The following is a 16,332-nucleotide window of genomic DNA, read 5'->3' as shown; positions in this document are numbered from 1 at the left end:
TGTAATTCCAGCATTCCGAGATTTGAACCAAGTCCCCTCACAAAAACGCACAACAGCGATCCTCCAGTAAACGGAGGATCGCTGTTGTGGTGTTTTTTAGCGTGATGAGCTTCTAGGGTCGTCAATCAATCATAGCTGTCGTTAAACATCTCATGGGTTTCTTGACTGCCTTCCCAATCCTTAAGCAGGCCCTCGGTTGCTGGCTCTTCCGTGGAATTCCACATGCTGAATCCATCAGAGCCGCCCCAATCCCCCATTGAATGATTGGGCGTAGGCTCGAAACCGTTGCCCATGACTCTTTCCTGGTCCTTCTTGTTCTCATGTTCCATAAAGCTCCCAACCTTTCCCAAAGCTATATTGATCAAGCAACAACATTATCAGTGTTCACTCTTATAAAAGGATTATGCATAGGAAAATAGAAATGCTTGTCCTTGCGCTGACCTGTCAGGCAAACGTATACTCTAGGTTAAAGACTATACCGATTACACTACTGGAGGTTTACATCCTAATTATGAAAGTGAAAGATATGATTAAGGAAAATAACGCCCTGCGCGAGCAGATGACGCCTTTCAATCGATCCTATTTTGAAGATATGATCCTGACGTTGCGGGCTAGCCGGATAGAAGCTCTACGCACTGAAGAACTTTTACTGGATGCAGCAAAACTACTTCTGAAAGAACAAAAGAAAGGGAAAAATGCTAAGCAGGTGTTTGGTGAGAATCCGGATGATTATTTTAAAGAGATCATAGACAGCATTCCCACACGCCCGGTACGCAGCAAATGGAACTATTACTCGATGATTCCCTGCGCGGCTCTAACCTGTCTGTTCGGAATCTTCGCTATAGGCGGACTCTTCCTGCAATGGACCAATGGATCACCCGGGATGTTCGGACAGATTAGCCTCTTCACGCTCTTCGCTGTGGGTGCAGGTTCCATCATCTTGATCGAGCTTATTATGAAATGGATGACCTCCTTGTCTGAGAGTGATGCGCCTACAGCCAAACCTTTTGATATCAAGGGCCTTGGCGTCTATATCGGAATCGCCGTGGTTGCCGTATTCATTGGTCTCTACCTTGACCGTTTGTTTCCGGTCATTACATTATCTCCATGGGTAAGCTTAATTGTTTCCCTGATTGGCGCAATTGGACTAAAGTTTATATTTTTCAAAAAGTAAAAATCGTGCTCCACCCGTATTCCATCCGATAGACAGGGGGAACTTTTATGAATAAGAAGCAAGGTATTCTCTATTCTGTTCTAGCAGTAACATTGGGACTAGGTGCTATACCTATAGGAACGATTCAAGCTGAAGGCGCTGTCAGCCCTCCTGTGGGAGGCGCTAAGGCAAGTCCTCTGACTGCTAACAATGATCATGCGGAGGCTATCTATAAAGCTGCATTGCCGCTGTTGTCTTCCTCTAACAAGTTACCCGAAGCTATTAAATATTTGAACGCCAATATGTATGCGGTAGGTTCGTATCGTGCCACAATAATGACACTGAAGCTTGAGAATTTACACAAGGCGGCGCTTCCGGCGTGGGAGAGCAAATTCAATACCAGCAATGTCCAGCGGAAGCTCACCGCCATCTATAAGGCTGGCGCTAGTATGAAGACCCTTGCTGAGGCTACAGAAGATCCCGCACTGCGCACTCTACTGAAAAGTGCCAGCGAAAGCGGATATAAATTGGAGACGGCCGAGGGTACTTTTTTCCCTGTGATCGATTATGCGGCTTACCGTAAATATAAGCTTTATGTCACTAATGATATCAGTGCTTATATATCCATTATGGCCACGGAGTCTGATCTTCCTTCCTCCAAGGACAACGGGCTGGTCATTGGTTGGACCGATGTAGCTGCACGTGCATTGTCTCAAGAGCAATTCATTCAAAATTATCCGAAATCGAATCGAATTTCAGCTGTTAAATCCTTATACTCTATTTACGTTAACAATACGTTCTACGGTCAGAACAACACGCCCCTCTTCCACTATGACAATCTGGAAATGGACTTGGAGGCACAGAAAGCCTACTCTAGCATTCTGACCAAGAATAACGATACTAGCTCATTCCTACAGAAACTAGATGGCTTCATGAAATTGATGAAGGATAATAATTTTAAATTAAACGACGAAGTCGAGCAGTTCCGTAAGACTACCATGCCACTCTAATATGCTAGAAATATAAGACATTATACAAAAGGCCCGCCCCACTTTATTCTGGGACGGGCCTTTCTATGTTCATTAACGAAATAATTAAAGTGATGAAGGAAATTAAATAAGGATGTTAAAGAGATTGGAATCCTTATTGATTTCTACGTAATCGACGCCCTTCTGCTGCATCCGTTCGATGAGAGGTTCATAGGCATCTGTAGATAATAGTTCAATGCCTACAAGCGCAGGGCCGTTCTCTTTATCATGCTTCTTAATATACTCGAATCGGGTAATATCATCGTGAGGCCCAAGGATCTCACCCAAGAACTCACGCAGGGCACCTGCCCGTTGCGGGAAGTTCACCATGAAGTAGTGCTTTAAGCCTTCGTAGATCAGAGACCGCTCTTTGATCTCCTGCATACGGTCAATATCATTGTTACCACCGCTGATGATGCAGACAACCGTCTTGCCGCGGATTTGATCACGGTATTGATCAAGTGCTGCGATAGGTAAGGAGCCCGCTGGCTCAACCACTATAGCATTCTCGTTATACAGTTCCAGAATGGTGGTACAAGCTTTACCTTCAGGCACCATCACAATGTCATCCAGATGCCGGGAACAAATATCATAAGTCAGTCCGCCGACGCGCTTAACAGCCGCTCCGTCCACGAACTTGTTAATTTCTTTAAGCGTTACCACTTCTCCAAGCTTGATCGCTTCAGTCATTGAAGCGGCTCCGAGCGGTTCCACGCCAATCAACTTAGTGGATGGACTGACCGTCTTCACATAAGTGGCTATTCCTGCTGCCAGGCCGCCCCCACCAATCGTTACGAACATAAAATCGGCAGGATGGTCCAGATTCTCCATTACTTCCATCGCTATTGTTCCATTGCCTGCAATAATTCTCGGCTCATCAAACGGATGGATCAACGTCATTCCATGATCTATACAAGCTTGCAGTGCTTCATCATAAGCGTCATCGAAAGTATCACCCTTCAGAATGACCTCAACAAACTCACCGCCGAACCGCCGAACTTGCTTCACCTTCTGGTTAGGTGTGGTGCTCGGCATATAGACCTTGCCCTTAATTCCAAGTGCCTTACAGGAGTAGGCTACACCTTGTGCATGATTTCCTGCACTCGCGCAGACAATGCCTTTAGCTCTATCTTCTGCTGATAGACTACGAATCATATTATAAGCTCCACGGATTTTAAAAGAACGGACAATCTGTAAATCCTCGCGCTTCAAATATACATCGCAATCATACTTGGCCGATAGTACGGCGTCACGCTGTAGTGGAGTCCGGATGATGACCTCCCGCAGTACGTGATGAGCCCGTACGATATCTTCCATTCCTACGATTCGGTCTTCCTCTTCTCTCATAACCCTCTCGCCTCACTATCATCTAATCATTCTCTTCTTGTAACATACTCTCCCAAGGACATTTTTTCAAGCATTGTCCGCTGTACGCAATACAATATTGAAGTAAAACTTACACTTTTTTTATATTAAAAAAGAGACTATAGGAATCTCCCATAATCTCTTTAAGCTCATATACGTTCAAGATCCGAATACTACTAATCCTGTTGCTTCAGCATCCACTTCAGCAGATCAGGTAGGCTTGTCCACAAGCGTGAGTGTACAATCACATATTCGATCGCTTCGTTTGCATCGCCCATCCCTACAAAATCCGGTAAGTTGTGCGGCAATCTCTTGATTCCTAATAAATAATCCGGCACATGCTTGTTCACATTCCGCGCTACGCGGTACAACATTTTCAGTTGGGAAGTGATCCCGTTCTTCTTATATTCTAAGACCATACGGTCGTAAGCTACTGTCGCTGCAGCATCTTTTCCGAATTTCTCCAGCACTAATTCCGTCTCTGCAAGCTTATTGCTGTAGAGGTATGCTGCAGTCAGAAGGTAACGTGCACCTGTGTTATCTTCTGGGTTAAGCGCTAAAATATGTTCGAGCGTCTTAGCGGCTTCTTCCGCATTTCCGCTAAACCAGCAGGAGTCAGCGTAGCTTTTACAGATTCGAATGTATGGACGCGTCTCGTGGAGGTCCCAGAAATGTCCTTTGTTCTCAGCGAAAAAGGCTTCACCAAGCTCACGTGCACCTGCTTCCATCCCTGCTTTCAAGAAAGCGCGGGCATCGGTTTCGTTCTCTGCTTCCTCAGCCAAAATGAGATAAGCATCCGGACTGTCCGGATAAACCTCTAGCGCGGCTTCAGCTAACTGAATCCGGCGATTGGATGTATTGGTTTGCATAGCCTTTTGTAATAGAGCCTGCTCCTGATCCTTCGGACTGCCTGAGACATTCAGCAGAAGTAGTTCTTCCTCCGCTCCACCCATGCCATATTCCTCAATGTAATTAAGCATCTCTTTAACTTTTCTAGAAATAGTAGGTGTAGTAACCTCATGTTTAGTGGCAAGATCTGCTTGCGTTAGTGAGAAACCATATTCCTCAGACAAAATAAATTCAATTGCTGCGCAGAAAGAGCCCATTTTCTTCACAGCAGGCTTAGTCTTACGGGAATAACCATTCCACAGAACTAGAGCTTCCCAAATAAGCTCTCTATCATAGCTTTCTCTCATGCTCTCAATAAGGTGCAGCGCCAATTGTTCATGAGCTGGGTGCTCCCATTTCAGATCACGTGACACTTTTTTTCTGAGCGTAGCAAGAGTGATTTTTACTTCAGGTTGTGCTACGGGTTCCTGCTTCTCAGCCACAATCTCGCTAGCAGCCGCTTCTTCCTTGTTTACAAGTTGCATGATGGACTCTACTGCAGAGGTTTCTTTCCCAAGGCAGCATTTCTTATATTTTTTCCCGCTTCCGCAAGGACACATATCATTTCTTCCAATCTTACTCAAAACGAATTCCTCCTTAAATCTGTGAGTAGCCATTCGCCATAAGCGTATCGCTAGTATGCACTATAAGTATCATCATTTCCAGGCACGAGGCATCCTTTAAAAGGTTACTTCACAAAGTCTGAAGGACTCCGATTTAAAAGGGCCTTCCCATGATCGGAAAGACCCTTATCTGTATATATCCGCACATTTTCCCCCGTACGTGTAGTATTATAGCACTTCTTCTATCACTTGTCAGTCCTTTTTTAGGACTTTTAGCGCAAAAAATGCTAGATACAGTTCTTTATCCTTATACCAAAGCTTTCATAGCGATGTCGCTGCGGCTTTGTTTTCCGGAAAAAGTAATTCCTTCAGCCCTGGCGTAAGCTGCAGCACGAGCTTCAGCAATCGTAGCACCTAGGCCTACCACGCCTAGTACCCGACCCCCATTTGTCACCCAGCTTCCGTCTTCACCACGCGCCGTACCGGCATGGAAGATCAGCCCTCCTTGGCTGTCTTCAAGGCCTTCAATCGGTACACCCTTTGGATAAGGGCCTGGATATCCTCCTGAAGCAAGAACTACGCATACAGCCGCTTCGTCGCTCCATGTTATGTCGATATCTGCAAGTCTACCCTCGGTAACCGCCAAAAAGATTTCTAGCAAGTCGCTCTTGAGTCTAGGCAACACGACCTGTGTCTCAGGATCACCGAAACGAGCATTAAACTCAATCGTCTTAGGTTTTCCCTCTGGAGAAATCATTAGTCCCGCAAACAGTACACCGCTGAAGGGACGACCTTCATCCACCATGGCTTTTGCTGTCGGCTTAATGATGGTCTCGATTGCTTCTTGGATAATAGCCTCATCAATATGTGGTAAAGGCGAATAGGTACCCATTCCGCCGGTATTAGGACCTTTATCCCCATCAAATACGGGCTTATGATCCTGAGCAGCAGCCATAGGACGTACCGTCTCTCCATCGACAAAAGCCAGAATCGACATTTCCTGTCCAGCTAGAAATTCTTCAATAACAACCTGCGCGCCTGCCTCACCGAATATCTTAGTGACCATAATATCAGCGAGCGCTTGCTCTGCTTCTTCCCGAGAATAAGCGACCGTCACACCTTTTCCTGCGGCCAGACCATCTGCCTTGATGACGATCGGCAGCGGCTGCTCCCGTAAGTAAGTTAGTGCAGCTTCATAGTCGTCAAACTTCTCATAGGCTGCTGTCGGAATATTATATTTATGCAGAAGATCCTTCATAAAGGTTTTGCTGCCTTCGATCTCCGCCGCATTCTTACGTGGACCAAACACAGGAATATCCTGTGCTTCAAAAGCATCCACAATCCCAGCAGCGAGCGGATCATCCGGTCCGATTACAACAAGACCTACTTCCTTCTCTTTTGCAAAAGCCGTGAGGCGATCGAACTCGAATACTCCGATCGGCACACATTCGGCTAACTGCGCAATCCCGGCGTTGCCGGGTGCGCAATAGATTTTACCTGCCTTGGGGCTTTGGGATAAACTCCAAATCATCGCATGTTCCCGGCCGCCGCCGCCAACCACTAAAATATCCATCCGAATATGATCCTCCCAGTGCTCTAGTGTTTGAAGTGACGGACGCCTGTGAAGACCATAGCAATACCATACTCATTAGCGACCTTAATTGATTCTTCGTCTTTAATGGAGCCGCCTGGCTGTATCACAGCAGTGATACCTGCTTTTGCTGCCATTTCAAGCGTATCGCCCATTGGAAAGAAAGCGTCGGAAGCAAGTACAGCTCCCTTGGATTTTTCACCGGCTTGTTCGATTGCAATTTTTGCTGCACCCACACGGTTCATTTGTCCTGCACCTACGCCAACAGTCATATCATCAGCTGCGAGTACAATCGCATTAGACTTCACGTGCTTAACTACTTTCCATCCGAACAACAGCTGTTTCAATTCTTCTTCTGTTGGTTTACGGTCCGTAACAACTTGTAGATCATCTGGGTTTACAGAGTGCACATCGCTCTCCTGTACAACCATTCCTCCATCGATCGAAGTCACTACAAAGCTGCTCTTACGCGCACTAGCCGTACTAAGATTACCGATTTTGAGTAAACGGAGATTCTTTTTCTTTGTAAGGATTTCCAGTGCTTCTTCCGTAAAGCCTGGTGCCAAAACGATTTCGAGGAAAATATCTTTCAGAAGGTTCGCTGTGTCTGCATCAATTATGCGGTTCGCTGCTACAATTCCGCCAAAGATAGAAGTTGGATCGGCGTTGTAAGCTTTTTGATAAGCTTCGTATACACTTTCACCCACACCTACACCACAAGGGTTCATATGTTTAACCGCTACGACAGCAGGCTCTTCAAATTCCTTCACGATTTGCAGTGCTGCGTTAGCATCGTTGATATTATTGTAAGACAACTCTTTGCCGTGCAATTGCTCAGCCGCAGTGAGTGTATCCAGTGCCGCCAATGGCTTGCGATAGAAAGCCGCTTTTTGATGCGGGTTCTCACCATAACGCAGATCCTGAATTTTCTCATAAGTCACGGTGTAGCGCTCTGGAAGAGGCTCGCCAGTAACGTTAGCCAAATAATCGGAAATTAAGGCATCGTAAGCCGCCGTATGACGGAACACTTTTGCCGCAAGACGTTTGCGTGTTTCTAGCGTTGTATCTCCACCTGCGCGAACCTCTTCAAGTACTGTAGCGTAGTCATTAGCATCCACCACTACACTTACAAAAGCATGGTTCTTCGCTGCAGAACGCAGCATTGTAGGTCCGCCGATATCGATATTCTCGATGGCTTCCTCGTAGGATACGTCAGGTTTTGCGATCGTTTCCGCGAACGGATACAGATTCACAACAACCAGATCGATGTAGTCCAGTCCAAGCTCCTTCATTTGACGCGTGTGCTCCTCGTTATCACGAACAGCAAGCAATCCGCTGTGTACAGCAGGATGCAACGTTTTGACACGTCCGTCCATGATTTCCGGGAATCCTGTCACATCGGAAATCCCGATGACTGGAACACCTTCTTTAGCCAAAAGCGTGCTTGTTCCACCTGTAGAGATAATTTCTACGCCTAATGCAGACAACTCGCGGCAAAAATCCACGATACCTTTTTTATCCGATACGCTGACTAGCGCTCTTTTGATACTCACTTTGAATAGTCCTCCTTCAGGTTGTACATGCGATTTAATATGAAGAAAACCCACAACGCGACACATAACGCCGCTTATGCAATATTTCCCGAGAAATACCCTGAAACATCTCGGTCTGTCACCAAATGTCGATCCAAAACTTCGAATGGCTGCGGTGCAGCTTACTTTTCGCGGATAATCGTCTTTCTTCCACGCAGTTCCACTTTCCCGCTGGCAAAAGCGCCAACCACTTCGGGGTACAGCTCATACTCAACCTTATGAATACGTTCTGCCAATGAATCCGCCGTGTCGTTATCCTGCAGGGCTATGCTGCGCTGAGCAATAACAGGCCCGGTATCCATACCTCCATCGACAAAATGCACAGTAACACCCGTCAGCTTTACGCCATATTCCAGCGCTTGTCCGATAGCATCTTTTCCCGCAAAAGCAGGCAGCAGCGATGGATGAATGTTAATAATTCGTCCAGCATACGGCGTTAACAGCACAGGTGTAATGAGACGCATATACCCTGCCAGCACAACCAGCCCGATTTCCCGCCGCTGAAGCTCTGCTACGATCTCTGCTTCGTAGTCTTCACGGCTGGCGAAATCTTTTGGCCGCAGCAAGAGGGCGGGAATGCCCGCATCCTCCGCACGCTTAGCTACAGGTGCCTCTGGCTTGTCGGATACAAGCAACTCAATATTGCCCTCACCAAGCAAGCCCGCTCTCTGTGCATCGATTAGTGCTGCAAAATTACTGCCTTGCCCAGAAGCAAAAACAGCGATTCGACTCAATTGCATCACACTTCAGCTCCAGTAAAGGTTACTTTGTGTTCCCCTTCTGTCACTTTACCAATGATATATGCCTCTTCCCCGCTAGCTTTTAGCAGTTCAAGAGCAAGTTCTCCATCAGCAGCACTAACTACCAGAACAAGTCCAATTCCCATATTAAAAGTAGTAAACATATCACGGTTGCTTACGTTTCCTTTGTTCTGCATCAATCCGAAGATCGGCAGAATCGGCCACGATCCGTAATTAATCTCCACATCTACACCGTCAGGCAATACGCGCGGGATATTCTCAATGAATCCGCCACCCGTAATATGTGCCATACCTTTTACCGGAAGCTGCTCTAACAGTGCCAGCAAAGGCTTTACATAGATCTTAGTTGGTGCAAGAAGTACATCCACAAGCGGAGCTCCAAGCTCCGGAAGCACATCATTCAGAACATAACCATCTTCCTCAAGCAAAAGCTTACGCACCAGCGAGAAGCCGTTGCTGTGCACGCCGCTAGATGCCAGACCGATCACTGTATCTCCAGCAGCGATGGTTGCGCCTGTTACCAACTTCGCTTTGTCAGCTACACCAACCGTGAATCCAGCGATATCATACTCTCCCGCTGAATACATGCCCGGCATTTCAGCTGTTTCGCCGCCAATCAGTGCGCAACCTGCTTGGTGACAGCCCTCTGCGATCCCTGCTACGATCGCTTCGATTTTCTCCGGCACGACTTTGTCGCAAGCCAGATAGTCGAGGAAAAAGAGCGGCTCTGCGCCTTGCACTACAATGTCGTTCACGCACATAGCCACAGCGTCGATCCCAATCGTGTCATGGCGATCTGCCGCGAACGCGATTTTGAGCTTCGTGCCTACACCATCAGTACCAGACACAAGGACTGGCTCTTCATATTTATCTTTATTGAGGCCAAACAGCGCTCCGAACCCACCGAGATCCGTCATTACTTCTGGACGGTAAGTACGTTTTACGTGTTTCTTCATGCGTTCTACCGCTTCATTACCAGCCGCAATATCCACTCCGGCGTTTTTATAAGCTTCCGACACTTGGGACACCTCATCTTTTAATAGTTTAGAGCGCGTTTGGGCGCATTCGGGACTAACTACATTGGTGGTTATTGGAGTTATTGCGAGGAATGTTTGGACTTCCGATCGCTGTTATGTTTGAATTTCCTGATTTAAACCGCTCATCGCGGTAGAAATCCAAACATAAGCGTATGCTTACGAAGCGAGCTTTCCTACGGAAAGCTTTCGGACGAACGCTAACGCTTCTACAGTTCCAAACTTCCTCTCCATAACTCCCTCCAACCACCGCTTTCACCCTACTGCAAGCCGCAGTGCGCGCCTTGCACACGGACCTCAAGACCTCGGTGCATGAGCTGCGCCATGCACCTCCTTAAGCGAAATAAGCGAAGCGCCGAGCTTGGCAAGCCAGTCTCGGCGGTAGCATGCAGACGGAGGGCTAAAACCCTACGCTAGCAGCTGCAGCCATCTTTCTCTTCCCCGCCAAAATCAACCTGCGTCGGGTAATCGTTATCGAAGCAGGAAAGGCATAGCCCGCCTTTATAATCATCTTTGTTGTGACCACCAATGGAAGCGATTAGGCCTTCCGGTGACAGGAATGCCAGGGAATCGGCATTGATCTCTTCGCACATTTCCGCAATGGTCTTGTAGGACGCGATGAGATCGCGGCGGTCTGGGGTATCAATGCCATAGAAGCAAGGATTCTTGAAGGGCGGCGATGTTATCCGCACATGCACTTCAACAGCTCCCGCTTCACGAAGCAGATTGACGATCCGCCGCGAAGTTGTGCCCCGCACGATGGAATCATCGATCATGACGACACGTTTACCATCCACCACGCTGCGAACCGCGCTTAGCTTCATTTTCACACCTTGCTCACGCAATTCTTGGCTCGGCTGGATGAAGGTCCGGCCTGTGTATTTATTCTTGATGAGCCCAAGCTCATAAGGAATGCCCGTCTGCTCCGCATATCCGATCGCTGCAGAGATACTTGAATCCGGCACACCGGTTACGAGGTCAGCATCTACGAAAGCTTCTAATGCCATGCGGCTACCCATCCGCTTCCGGGCGGTGTGCAGGTTAGCGCCGTTCATATCACTGTCTGGACGAGAGAAGTAAATATACTCCATCGCGCACAGCGCTTTACGTTTAGGCTCGGTAAAACGGTCCTCTAAGAGGCCGTTTTTATCGAGCACGAGCAGTTCGCCGGGTTCGATATCGCGAACCAGCTGCGCTCCGATGACTTCTAGTGCGCAAGATTCGGAAGCAAAAATATAGGCATCGCCGATCCGCCCCATTACAAGCGGACGCAAACCGTGAGAATCCGAAGCAACAATTAATTTGTCATTCGTCATGAGCAGAAAAGCGAACCCGCCAACCAGTTGTTTCAGCGCATCCTTAGCCGCTTCAACAAAATCCTTAGGCGAACGTGCAATCAGATGCGCCAGCACTTCGGTATCACTTGTGGTTTGAAAGATCGATCCGCTTTGCTCTAGCTGCTTACGAATCAACGGTTCATTAACAATGTTACCGTTTGTAGCAATCGCCAAATCACCGTCACGATATTTGAATACGAGCGGCTGTGCATTGGTTAAGCGGCTGTCCCCACTGGTGGAATAACGTACATGCCCGATAGACATGTCTCCAACCAGTGAGGCAATTTTGTCCTTGTCGAATACTTCTTTTACTAACCCCATCCCGCGGTGATAGTTGAAATCACGACCATCTGCTACGCAGATGCCCGCACTTTCTTCCCCTCGGTGCTGTAAGGCGTGCAAGCCGTAATAAGACATGGACGCCGCTTCCGGGTGTCCGAAGACCCCGAAAACGCCGCATTCTTCTTTTAATGTGTCAAAAATATCTCCCGAGCCCGTTCCTTCATTGTAAAAGTCACCAGTCCACAGGATAGGAGTCTCCTGCTCTTTCCCGGTCTTTATTTCATAAGACATGGAATAGCATCCTCCCACACGAATTTCAATTCTGCTACAGCTTCATCTAATACGGATGCACCGTCCAGATTTACGCGCAGTCTGTCTCCACCTACAGTTCCGATGATTTCCACGGGTACGCCGCTGGCAGCAATCGCTGCTTTTAGCTCTTCTGCACGTTCAGGCGCTGCTGTCAGCACGATACGCGATTGGCTCTCACTGAACAATGCTACATCGGATCTAAGTCCATTAGCAGAAAGCTCAACGTTCGCACCAATGCCACCGCTGATACAGCTCTCTGCAAGTGCTACAGCAAGGCCGCCTTCGGACAAGTCATGTGCCGAACGCACCAGACCGCCGCGAATCGATTGAAGCACTGCGCTCAGCAGTTTTTTCTCAGTAGCCAAATCCAAAGCTGGAGGTCGGCCTTCGGTTACACCATGAACGGCATATTGAAATTCACTACCACCAAGCTCAGCTTTTGTTACACCTAGCAGAAGGATAGAGTCTCCTTCTTGTTTGAATCCTTGAGTCGTAATATGATCTGTATCCGCTACTAAACCAACCATGCCGACAACCGGCGTTGGATAGATGGATCCCGTAGTATTTTCGTTATAAAGACTGACATTACCACCGATAACCGGAGTATCCAGCACACGACAAGCTTCAGCCATACCATCAACCGCACGTTCCATTTGCCAGAACACATCAGGTTTCTCAGGGTTTCCGAAGTTTAGGTTATCCGTAATAGCCAATGGTTCAGCACCGGAACAAACGATGTTACGTGCCGCTTCGCTGACTGCAATACGTCCGCCCACTTCAGGATCAAGATAAACGTAGCGACCGTTACAGTCCGTAGTCATCGCTAACCCTTTACGTGTACCATGAATGGTAACTACAGCCGCATCAGATCCAGGTCGAACAGCCGTGCTAGTACGCACCATATAATCATATTGGTTGTATACCCATGCTTTGCTTGCTACGGTTGGTGATCCAAGAACAGTACGCAGTGCACCGCCTAAGTCCGTAACTTCCTCGTAACGAAGCGTGTCCACCGATTCATTTTCTACATAATAAGCAGGAACCTCAGATGGTTTGTTATAGACTGGGCACTCATCCACGAGCGCTGTTACTGGCATGTCTCCAACAACTTCACCGTGATGATACAGCTTCAAGCGACCGTCATCCGTAACTTTACCGACCTTACAGCAGATTACACCCCAGCGATCAAAAATCTCTTGCGCCTGAGCTTCATCCTTCGGTTCTACTACGAACAACATCCGTTCTTGCGATTCCGAAAGCATCATTTCATAAGGAGTCATGCCGTCTTCACGTTGTGGCACCTGATCCAGATACAGCTCCAGACCGTTGCCCGCTTTACTTGCCATCTCGGCACTAGAGCAGGTAAGTCCAGCCGCACCCATATCTTGAATCCCAATAACGATACCGCTGTCGATTAACTCTAAACAAGATTCCATAACGAGCTTCTCCATAAATGGATCGCCTACTTGTACAGCTGTACGTTTAGCTTCGGACTCTTCACTTAGTTCCACGGATGCAAAAGTAGCCCCATGAATCCCATCACGTCCTGTTGGAGGTCCTACGTAGAAGACCGGGTTGCCTACACCTTTAGCGACACCGCGTTGGATTTTATCATGATCGATCAGACCGACACACATTGCGTTAACAAGCGGGTTACCGTCATAGCTATCATCGAACATGATTTCGCCGCCCACGGTTGGAATCCCGATACAGTTACCATAACCAGCAATACCAGACACGACATGCTCGAACAAATATTTCACGCGATCGCTTTCCAGTTTGCCGAAACGCAAGGAATTCAGCAATGCGATAGGTCTTGAGCCCATGGAAAAAATATCACGAATGATGCCACCTACGCCTGTTGCCGCGCCTTGAAAAGGTTCTACCGCAGAAGGGTGGTTATGACTTTCAATTTTGAATACAACCGCTTGGTTGTCTCCGATATCTACAATCCCTGCGCCTTCGCCGGGTCCCATCAGGACACGTGGTCCAGTAACTGGGAAACGTCTCAACAGTGGCTTAGAGTTTTTGTATGCACAGTGTTCGGACCACATTACGCTGAATACGCCAATTTCGGTGTAGTTCGGCAAACGTCCCATAAAAGACTTGATGAGCTCATATTCGCTGTCCGACACACCGAATTGGCTGTAAATTTTCTGCTCTGCGATCTGTTCTGCGGTCGGTTCCTTAACGGATACTTGCTGCGTCATGACGATCCCTCCAAGTCTTCAGTATAGATGTGAACATCCGTTTGCCATCTTCTGATCCGAGCAAGCTGTTAGCTGCACGCTCAGGGTGAGGCATCATGCCGACTACATTGCCCTGTACGTTACTAACGCCCGCAATATCAGCTACAGAGCCGTTTGGATTATCGCTATATGTGAACACGATCTGATTGTTAGCTTTCAGCTCTGCTAAAGTCTCTTCATCACAGTAGTAGTTTCCTTCGCCGTGAGCGATTGGGATGATGATTTCTTCATCCTTAGCATAGTCAATAGTAAATGGGGTTTCGTTATTAACAACCTTAAGCACTGTATCATGACAACGGAACTTCATGGACATGTTACGACGCAGCGCGCCCGGCAACAAACCAGCTTCAGTAAGAATTTGGAACCCATTGCAAATGCCTAGCACGAATTTCCCTTGCTCTGCTGCTTTAGCAACTTCAGCCATAACAGGAGCAAATCTTGAAATCGCGCCGCAGCGCAGGTAATCACCATATGAGAATCCGCCTGGAACCAAAATGCAATCATACGCCGACAAATCTGTCGCTGTATGCCACACATAATCGACGGGTTCGCCGAGACTGTCCTCTACCGCCTTGTAGCAATCAATATCACAGTTGGAGCCTGGGAAGACAAGTACAGCAAATTTCATGTCGTTTAGTCCTCCAATTCGTAGCGGTAATCCTCGATCACCGTGTTGGCAAGTAGCTTTTCGCACATTTCCTTGAGACGCACTTCTGCTTCAGCACGGTTGTCCGTGTCCAAAGTCAGCTCCATATATTTTCCAATACGCAAACTTTCAACCTCTTGAAAACCTACCGAATGAAGTGCTCCTTGCACTGCTACCCCTTGTGGATCGAGAACGCTCTTCTTGATGGTGACATATACCGTCGCTTTTAACATATGCTTGTAGTTCCTCCTAAATTTTTATGTGTATATACTTTCTGAAAGCTGAAACTCTACTAAAAGTAACTCTAGCTTCAAAAACAAAAACATATACTTAATTTATTCTCATGAGTAAACACACTATGTTGAGCTATAAAGACTTGCCAGTAAGACGATGATAAATGTCCAGATAACGGCGTGTAGTTTCTTCAACTACTTCTTGTGGAAGTGGATCAGGTTTACTATTTTTATCCCAGGAGGATGCAGATAGATACGTACGAACAGGCTCTTTATCCATACTATCAATTTCGATATCAAGAGCATATTTGTCCTTGGCCCAGAAGCGTGAAGCATCCGGCGTAAAAATCTCATCAATCAGAATCACCTTGCCGTCCAGCAAGCCGAATTCGAATTTGCAATCTGCAAGAATAATTCCCCGCTCAGCACAGTACTCTCTGGCAAAAGAGAACAACTGCAAGCTCTTCTCCTGCAGCTCGAGTGCTAGATCAGCACCGATTAACTCCTGCATCTTTTCAAAAGGAATATCCTCATCATGACCTACATCATTTTTAGCCGCAGGGGTAAAAATCGGCTGTGCCAGCAGCGCATTTTTGCGCAAATCTTTAGGAAGCTCAATACCATTGACTTTGCCTGTTTCTTGATACTGTCTCCAGCCCCCACCGGTAATGCACCCACGCACCACACATTCGATATCGATGCGTTCCGCTTTGCGTACCACCATAACACGGTTTCTGAGTGCCTCTTTGTCCTTAACGATGTCTCCGAGCAAATCCACATCGATATGAACGACATGATTCTCCATTAGCTCTTTCGTCTTTCCGAACCAGAACGCACTCAGACGGTTAAGCACATTGCCCTTTTCAGGTACCGCTGGGTCCAGCACATAGTCAAAAGCAGATATCCGATCCGTGACGACGATCAGTACATTCTCCCCTAAATCGTACAGCTCACGAACCTTCCCTTTATAGAGCAGCGGCGCATTGATGAGTTCCACGGCTGTGGATACGGCCGACGATGTCATGACCTTTCCTCCCTTGAACTAATGATCATTAATTATTACTTGAGCGAAAGCGTCACTTACAAAGTCGAAATATCTATTGGTCAATCGGTCCACTACAAGAAATATTTGGACTTCCGATCGCTGTTATCCTCAGATTTCCTGATTTGAACCGCTTCTCGCGGTAGAAATCCGAGGATAAAGGCGAACGCTAACGCTTCTACAGTTCCAAAAATTCTCTTCGTTCCTTATTAACCATCGGTATTTCAATTCTGCACAACGCTAACCGCTCGTACTA

14 protein-coding genes are annotated in these 16,332 nt (G+C 47.3%); 2 read left to right on the top strand and 12 right to left on the bottom strand.

The features are described 5' to 3' along the window. Nucleotides 1-125 precede the first annotated feature (125 nt). Complete coding sequence (locus ACN6MV_RS03325) at nt 126-329, bottom strand: hypothetical protein (protein WP_042124052.1); 204 nt, start codon at nt 327-329, stop codon at nt 126-128. Nucleotides 330-511: 182 nt separating this feature from the next. On the opposite strand from ACN6MV_RS03325, the gene ACN6MV_RS03320 reads away from it, so the two are divergent. Next, nucleotides 512-1,174: a DUF1129 family protein gene (locus tag ACN6MV_RS03320; protein WP_341110369.1), complete on the top strand. Its 663-nt coding sequence runs from the start codon at nt 512-514 to the stop codon at nt 1,172-1,174. Nucleotides 1,175-1,221: 47 nt separating this feature from the next. Further along, complete coding sequence (locus tag ACN6MV_RS03315; protein WP_339289124.1) at nt 1,222-2,163, top strand: hypothetical protein; 942 nt, start codon at nt 1,222-1,224, stop codon at nt 2,161-2,163. 102 nt (nt 2,164-2,265) lie between these two features. Here the strand turns inward: ACN6MV_RS03315 and ilvA are convergent, their stop codons facing one another. The 11 genes from ilvA to ACN6MV_RS03260 form a co-directional block, all read right to left on the bottom strand. Next, entirely contained in the window at nt 2,266-3,528 is a 1,263-nt protein-coding gene (ilvA, locus tag ACN6MV_RS03310; protein WP_042124049.1) for a threonine ammonia-lyase IlvA, read from the bottom strand. A 194-nt stretch (nt 3,529-3,722) separates the two neighbouring features. Beyond that, a complete protein-coding gene (locus ACN6MV_RS03305; RefSeq protein WP_375104740.1) occupies nt 3,723-5,018 on the bottom strand; it encodes an SEC-C metal-binding domain-containing protein in 1,296 nt (431 codons plus the stop codon). A gap of 286 nt (nt 5,019-5,304) precedes the next feature. Further along, a complete protein-coding gene (gene purD / locus ACN6MV_RS03300; RefSeq protein WP_419885670.1) occupies nt 5,305-6,570 on the bottom strand; it encodes a phosphoribosylamine--glycine ligase in 1,266 nt (421 codons plus the stop codon). Between the two features lie 23 nt (nt 6,571-6,593). Continuing rightward, nucleotides 6,594-8,141 (bottom strand): bifunctional phosphoribosylaminoimidazolecarboxamide formyltransferase/IMP cyclohydrolase, encoded by a 1,548-nt coding sequence (gene purH / locus ACN6MV_RS03295; protein WP_419885669.1) that lies wholly within the window; start codon nt 8,139-8,141, stop codon nt 6,594-6,596. A gap of 161 nt (nt 8,142-8,302) precedes the next feature. After that, complete coding sequence (gene purN / locus ACN6MV_RS03290) at nt 8,303-8,920, bottom strand: phosphoribosylglycinamide formyltransferase (RefSeq protein ID WP_042124042.1); 618 nt, start codon at nt 8,918-8,920, stop codon at nt 8,303-8,305. Beyond that, nucleotides 8,920-9,960: a phosphoribosylformylglycinamidine cyclo-ligase gene (gene purM / locus ACN6MV_RS03285; protein WP_419885668.1), complete on the bottom strand. Its 1,041-nt coding sequence runs from the start codon at nt 9,958-9,960 to the stop codon at nt 8,920-8,922. The genes purN and purM overlap by 1 nt, the downstream gene beginning before the upstream one ends. Before the next feature lie 428 nt (nt 9,961-10,388). After that, nucleotides 10,389-11,885 carry an amidophosphoribosyltransferase gene (purF, locus tag ACN6MV_RS03280; RefSeq protein ID WP_076121671.1) on the bottom strand — a complete coding sequence of 499 codons (1,497 nt, stop codon included), beginning with the start codon at nt 11,883-11,885 and terminating at the stop codon, nt 10,389-10,391. Next, nucleotides 11,870-14,116, bottom strand: coding sequence for a phosphoribosylformylglycinamidine synthase subunit PurL (purL, locus tag ACN6MV_RS03275; RefSeq protein ID WP_419885667.1), 2,247 nt, complete (start codon nt 14,114-14,116; stop codon nt 11,870-11,872). The genes purF and purL overlap by 16 nt, the downstream gene beginning before the upstream one ends. After that, nucleotides 14,094-14,783: a phosphoribosylformylglycinamidine synthase subunit PurQ gene (gene purQ, locus ACN6MV_RS03270; RefSeq protein WP_042124034.1), complete on the bottom strand. Its 690-nt coding sequence runs from the start codon at nt 14,781-14,783 to the stop codon at nt 14,094-14,096. Before purQ ends, purL begins: the two co-directional genes overlap by 23 nt. Nucleotides 14,784-14,788: 5 nt before the next feature. Continuing rightward, the gene (gene purS, locus ACN6MV_RS03265) at nt 14,789-15,034 is read right to left on the bottom strand and encodes a phosphoribosylformylglycinamidine synthase subunit PurS (protein ID WP_036680912.1); all 246 of its coding nucleotides are present in this window, start codon (nt 15,032-15,034) and stop codon (nt 14,789-14,791) included. Nucleotides 15,035-15,167: 133 nt separating this feature from the next. After that, entirely contained in the window at nt 15,168-16,058 is an 891-nt protein-coding gene (locus tag ACN6MV_RS03260) for a phosphoribosylaminoimidazolesuccinocarboxamide synthase (RefSeq protein WP_042124030.1), read from the bottom strand. Between the last annotated feature and the right edge of the window lie 274 nt (nt 16,059-16,332).

The organism is Paenibacillus sp. B-A-8, assembly GCF_048572915.1.
GTDB lineage: Bacteria > Bacillota > Bacilli > Paenibacillales > Paenibacillaceae > Paenibacillus_AQ.
The sequence above is the reverse complement of the archived record's forward strand: the minus strand, read 5'-3'. Positions and strand labels throughout refer to the sequence as shown.